Source organism: Arthrobacter sp. SPT-J7, from assembly GCF_059089965.1.
In genome coordinates this window covers 1-5503 of record NZ_JBNHFF010000213.1, presented here as the reverse complement: position 1 = coordinate 5503, position 5503 = coordinate 1, and the positions used below count along the sequence as shown (strand labels likewise).

General features: G+C 65.5%; 3 protein-coding genes and 2 pseudogenes. 3 read left to right on the top strand and 2 right to left on the bottom strand.

The window, feature by feature from the left end:
- From AC5RWX_RS29590 to AC5RWX_RS29580, 3 genes and pseudogenes are all read left to right on the top strand, one after another.
- Positions 1-357 (top strand): annotated as a pseudogene (locus tag AC5RWX_RS29590) (tryptophan--tRNA ligase); the annotation flags it as partial.
- Positions 358-361: 4 nt separating this feature from the next.
- Positions 362-1066 (top strand): 2'-5' RNA ligase family protein, encoded by a 705-nt coding sequence (locus AC5RWX_RS29585; RefSeq protein WP_494099792.1) that lies wholly within the window; start codon positions 362-364, stop codon positions 1064-1066.
- Positions 1044-2174 (top strand): YihY/virulence factor BrkB family protein, encoded by a 1131-nt coding sequence (locus AC5RWX_RS29580; protein WP_494099791.1) that lies wholly within the window; start codon positions 1044-1046, stop codon positions 2172-2174. Before AC5RWX_RS29585 ends, AC5RWX_RS29580 begins: the two co-directional genes overlap by 23 nt.
- Before the next feature lie 16 nt (positions 2175-2190).
- Here AC5RWX_RS29580 and AC5RWX_RS29575 read toward each other — a convergent pair.
- Together AC5RWX_RS29575 and AC5RWX_RS29570 are read right to left on the bottom strand one after the other, a co-directional pair.
- Positions 2191-4464, bottom strand: a pseudogene (locus AC5RWX_RS29575) (hypothetical protein).
- A 144-nt stretch (positions 4465-4608) separates the two neighbouring features.
- Positions 4609-5385, bottom strand: coding sequence for an alpha/beta hydrolase family protein (locus AC5RWX_RS29570; protein WP_494099790.1), 777 nt, complete (start codon positions 5383-5385; stop codon positions 4609-4611).
- Positions 5386-5503 lie beyond the last annotated feature (118 nt).

Here is a 5503-nt window from a genome sequence, read left to right as displayed (position 1 = left end):
AAGTCCGCAGTAACCGATGCCGGTACCGAAATCCGGTTCGACTCCGAGCAAAAGCCCGGCGTCTCGAACCTGCTGACCATCTACTCGTCCCTGACCGGAAAATCGGTGGCAGAACTGGAAGCCGAGTACCAGGGCAAGATGTACGGCCACCTGAAGGTGGACCTTGCTGAGGTGGTGGTGGAGTTCGTCACGCCGCTGCGTGACCGCACCAACGAGCTGATGGCAGATCCGGCGGAACTGGACCGGCTGTTGGCGCACGGCGCAGAACGTGCCCGCGACATCGCTTCGGTAACCCTCGGCCAGGTTTATGAGCGCATGGGTTTCCTCCCGTCCTTCTCCCTCGCAGGGGTCCGCTAGCGCCATGCCATCCAGCAAAGTCTCCGCAAGGGAAGGCTCCCGCTCCACCCAGGCAGCGGGAACGTCCGGTAACCCCCAAGGCGACCCAGCGAAGGCCACCGGCAGGAAGGAAGCCACGTCCCGCACGGAAGAGACCAGTGTGGGGGTCATCCTGGGCTTTCCAACCGAAGTCGCCGAAGAGCTGCAGCGCTGGCGGGCTTCGTTCGGCGATCCGCTCGCGGACGTGGTTCCGGCCCACATCACGCTGGTGACCACCACCCCCACCCAGGACTGGGAAGCGACCAGGGAGCATGTGCGGGAGGTCGCCCGCCGCCAGAGCCCGTTTATGGTCACGATCGCCGGGACCGGGACGTTCCGCCCGGTTTCCCCTGTGGTCTTCATCAATGTGGAGGATGGCTTCACGGAATGCGTTGACCTGCATGAAAAGCTCCAGCAGGGCCCCCTCCAGCGTGAGCTGCCGTTCGCCTACCACCCGCATGTCACCATCGCCCACGATGTGGCGCCGGACAGTCTCGACGAAGCCGAAACGGTGTTGAGAAACTACAGGGCCACCTTCCCCGTGGTTAGCATGGGACTTTACGAGCACGATGCCGACGGCATCTGGCAGCTACGGGAAGAGCTGGACTTTGGGACCGAAACTGACAACCACGCCGGCACCTTCTCAACCAACGCCGTCGCCAACGGAGATGGAGCCACCGCTCCCCACTGACCTCGCCCAGCTAAAGCTGACCGCGATTCGGAAGAGGATCGCATGGGGCAAGGTCAGAAGGTCCGGCGGCGGTGCTGCAGCAACCCTGCCGGCCATGATGCAGTGGCTGCTGGCGCGGGTCAGCATCCTCCGGCCCGTGCGCGCCTTCGGGCACTACAACCTTCAGCGGGGACCGCTCCTGAGCGCAGGCATCGGCTTCAGGATGTTCTTTTCCATCACCGGCCTCCTGACTACTGGATTTTCCGTCGCGGGGCTCGTCCTCCGCGGCCAGCCTGCCCTTCTGGACCGGACCATCAGCAGTGTGGCCGAGAGCGCGCCGGGGCTGCTGAAGCTTAACGGTGACGAGGGCCTGGTTGACCCGGCCGAGCTGCTGAACCCGGAAGGGTTGGGCTGGGCGGCGCTGATTGCGGGCGCAGTCACCTTCATCATCTCCCTTGGCTGGATTGCCGGCGTGCGGGCTGGACTCCGGGTGATCATGCAGCTTCCGCCGCTCAGGATCAACCCCGTGCTGCTCAAGCTGCGCGACGCCGGCATTCTCCTCCTGCTGGGCGTCGCCCTGGTGATCAGTGCCGGAGCCTCCCTCGTCTTTGGTACCGCTGCCGGTTGGGTGGCGGATTTCCTGCGGCTCGATCCTGTGCTTGCCGGCCCACTGACCACTTCCGTTAAAATCGGCGTACCGCTGGTCTTGAGCTGGGCTACGGCTTTGATCATGTTCCGGTTCGCGGGAGGCCTGAAACTCTCCCGCCGGGCCCTGCTCGAAGGCACCATCCTGGCTGCCGTGGGCACCACCGTCCTGCAGGTCTTCAGCACGGAACTGCTGGCCGGGGCCGGACGCAACCCCATCCTGGCGCCCTTCGCCATCATCATCGGCCTGCTGATCTGGTTCAACCTGGTCAGCCAGGTCTACCTCGTCTCGGCAGGATGGGCAGCGGTCCGCGAGGCCGACCTTAATCAGCATTCGAACGGGCACGACAAGGGCGCGTGGGGAGCCCGCCAGGTCCAGCCGGGCAAGGTGCCTGTCCAGCCGGGCAGAGCCCCTGTCCATACGGACAATGGCACCGCGGTTACTGGCCGGCGTCGAGGCATCGGCCGTCCCGGCCAGCGATAATCCGAGCCCGCCCGGGCTACGGTGCCGCCACCAGTCCTTCCCACCTCACCGTCCAGTCGGACGGGAAGCCCGGGGCGTTCCGGGCCGGTCCGTTGTCCCACCCCGCCGCCATGAGTGCGGCGGCGGTGAGCAGCCCGCCGTTACCGGGCAGGTACAGCGGCAGGGAGTCTGTTTGGCGGTTGTGTCCGTTGGGCAGCACCGTGTTCTTTCCGGCGTCTAGCAGGAGCGCGTTGACAGCAGCCTCCGGATCCTCGAGGCGGGCGGCAGTCATTGCCATGACGGGGTAGTCCCAGCCCCAGGTACTGCCCCAGTCCCAGTCGGCAAGGACATCGGCGAGCGTTGCCCGCATGATGTCCTCGTCAATCAGGTCTGTCCGGGGCAGGACGCCGAGGGCGCAGAGCATCGAGGGGTGGTCCGTCCTGATGGTGAAAGGTTCCACGTCGATCGCCGCGTAAACGCCACCGATCACCCGGGGCCTGACCAGGCTGTCCGACACGCTCCACCAGGCACCGACGGGCTCGAGCCCCAACCGTTCCCGCCACGCGGCTGCAGTCCGAAGTGCCCACTGCCAATACGCCAACTCGAAGGTGGGGTTGGTGACGGAAGCCCTGATGGATGCATAGCTCTCCTGTGCTGGAATCAAGGGAGGGCCCAGCTCAAATCCGCGGGCCGTGGGATGAGCGAAGCTGGCCATGAACGCGGCTGACTCGAAGACGATCTCCGCGAACTCCTCGAGCACCTCCCTGCTGGGATTAGAGCGGTACACCAGTTCGGCCAGGTAAATGGGGTGCGGCTGCTGCCAGACCAGGAAGGTTCCGATGGGACTGGGGCTTTCCCTGCCGTCCGGACCCACCTGCTTCGGCCAGCGCACGCCGTCGAAACCCTGCGTCCTCGCCGTCTGCCGCGACGTCTCCAACACCGTGGAGTACCATCGCAGCGACGGCAGCAGGAGGTCGGCGCGGTTCCAGAGCGCAAAGTGTGCGGCGTGCCACCAGTGCATCTCGAGGTGGAAGCGGCCACGCCACGAATTGCAGACGAGCCCCGTTTCCTGCGGAGGCATGGAGCCCGAACAGTTGATGGCGGTGAGGTACTGCGAGAGGACGATCCTCCGCTCCAGTTCCTTGGCTCGAGGATCATCCGTTGCATCGAGCTCGATTGCTCCGCCCGAGCTCCAGAACCCCGGCCAATACGCCTGCGAGGCGGCGGCGACGCTGCTGCCGGCGTCAAGGCTGTTGAACGATGGAAGGCCGACGGCGGCCCGGCTTTCTGCGCCATTGCCCGGGTGTGCTGCCGGGAGGGTCACCTTTTTGTCTCCTCAAGGGAGGCAATCGCCGTCCCCTGCCGAGATGAAAGCAAGACTGAAGTCAACGACGTCGGGAGTGTCCGGGAGGCCTTTTCCGGGCGCAATCCGGAGGTGGTGCCGCCCGGTCTGTTCCACAGCGAGCAGCCGCCCCGTGATCACCACCTGGTAGCGGGAGTCGTCCAGCTCGCGGCGGACGGTCCAGCTGGTCGATCCAGCATAGTTTTGGGAGCCTGCCGGCTCGCCAAGACTGGTGGTGTGGGCGATCGGGCTCTTCCAATTGGCAGCATCGTGCCACGCCTCCGAGCCGTAGGGGAAGGCGATGCCGATCACTAGACCCTCACCGAGGGCAGGCGATTGCACGCGAAGGCCGAGCTCGTCCCGGTCCGGGTGGCAGGCCGTGGTGACGGTGACCGGATGGCCGGCCAGTGTAAAGCGGCTGATGACCACGCCCGTCCACAGGTCGAGCGTTTGTTCGGTGTCGGTGATGTCAGCTTCGGTGACTGCGCGCACTGCTCCGGCCTCTACCAGCAGGAAGCCGATCCGTCCCAGATCCAAGCGGTGCGGGTTGGCGCGCAGCCAGGCTTCCGCAAGGGAAGTGCCGGTTTCGGGGTCGTTGACGATGTCACCCGCCATGTCCACGTAGGGAACAGGTCCATGCGGCGAGTCGTAGAGGACCGTGGAGTCGGCCAAGTCATACTGGCGCGGCGGGGGAGTCGCGTGCCACCCCCATTGGGCCTGTGTGCCAAGGAGCGTTCCCGGTGGCAGTTCGTCCTCCGAGCCAACCGGGTAGGCGTCCGGGAGTGTTTGAAGGCCGGTGAGATCCATGGTGAAGGCGAACTCGCCGTTGCCCACAGAGACGGGACTTCTGGGGTCCATGCTCCGCTGGCGGACATTGTGGCGCCGGACGAGTTCTTCCCTGTTGATGGGGCCGCCCGCAGCGGCGTCGGGGGAGGGGAACTTCGGGCTGGTGGTGGTTTGGCTGTGCACAGGGCACGCCCTCCTGAAGGCAGCGACGTAGAAAGCGTTTTCTGATCGCGTCCAATCCTTCTAGGGGGTCAAGCCACTGTCAAGCTTCTGACAGTTCAGGACAACGGACCAGCCTCTGCCGGGACAGTACGGCGGCCGGCGGCGTCAGGAAGGGTTCGCGGCGTCGAGGTACTGGTCGGCCCAGGCCGCGATGATCCTGGCCGCCCGCGCCGCCTGGCCCTTTCCGGTCAGGAGGTGGTCGCTGCCTTCGAGGGACACGAAGTTACGCGGATGCCGTGCTGTCTGGAAGATGGTGCTGGCATTCTCGATTCCTACGGTGTTGTCCGTGGGGGAGTGGAGCACCATGAGCGGCTTGTGCAGCTGCTTGATGCAGTCAGTCAGGTCGGCGTTCTCCAGGTCCTCCACAAAGTGCCTGCGGATCTCCACCCGCTTTCCGCCGAGGTCCACCTCTGCGCTGCCTTCGCTCAGGATTTTGTCCAAGGCAGCGTCGAAGACATGCGCCACGTGCTTGGGCGAGAAGGGCGCGCCAACGGTAGCGACGGCGTCGAGCTCGGGGATCTCGCGCGCTGCAGCCAACACCGCTGCGCCGCCGAAGGAATGGCCCACCAGCAACGAAATCTGCTTGCCCTCGCTGCGCATGAACTCCGCCGCCTTCACCGTGTCCGCCACCTTGTGGCTAAAGGAACCCGCGGACCATTCACCGGCGGAGCCGCCCAGGCCCAGGTTGTCGAACCGGAGCATGCCCACGCCGCTGTCCGCCAACGCCTTGCACATCCGCGAGGCCGAGGGTGCGTCCTTGCCGAGGGTGAACCCGTGGGAAAAGACGCCCCAACCCTTTATCGGGCCCTCCGGGACGTCGATGATGCCGGAGAGCACCTCGCCGGTGGAACCTGCGAAGGAAACTTTTTCGGAGCGGGACACGGCGTCCCCTTTCTTTTTGTGCGGCTTAGCCGGTGAAACGACGACGGCGCTTTCCCCCCGTGCGGGGGGGACACCGCCGGCGTCCGCTAAAAACCCGGTAAGATCTTGCGGGAGAGAA

Bases quoted from the DNA above. Each gene is read 5' to 3' on its own strand.
- AC5RWX_RS29580 (WP_494099791.1), top strand. From the start codon at position 1,044: ATGGAGCCACCGCTCCCCACTGACCTCGCCCAGCTAAAGCTGACCGCG.
- AC5RWX_RS29585 (WP_494099792.1), top strand. From the start codon at position 362: ATGCCATCCAGCAAAGTCTCCGCAAGGGAAGGCTCCCGCTCCACCCAG.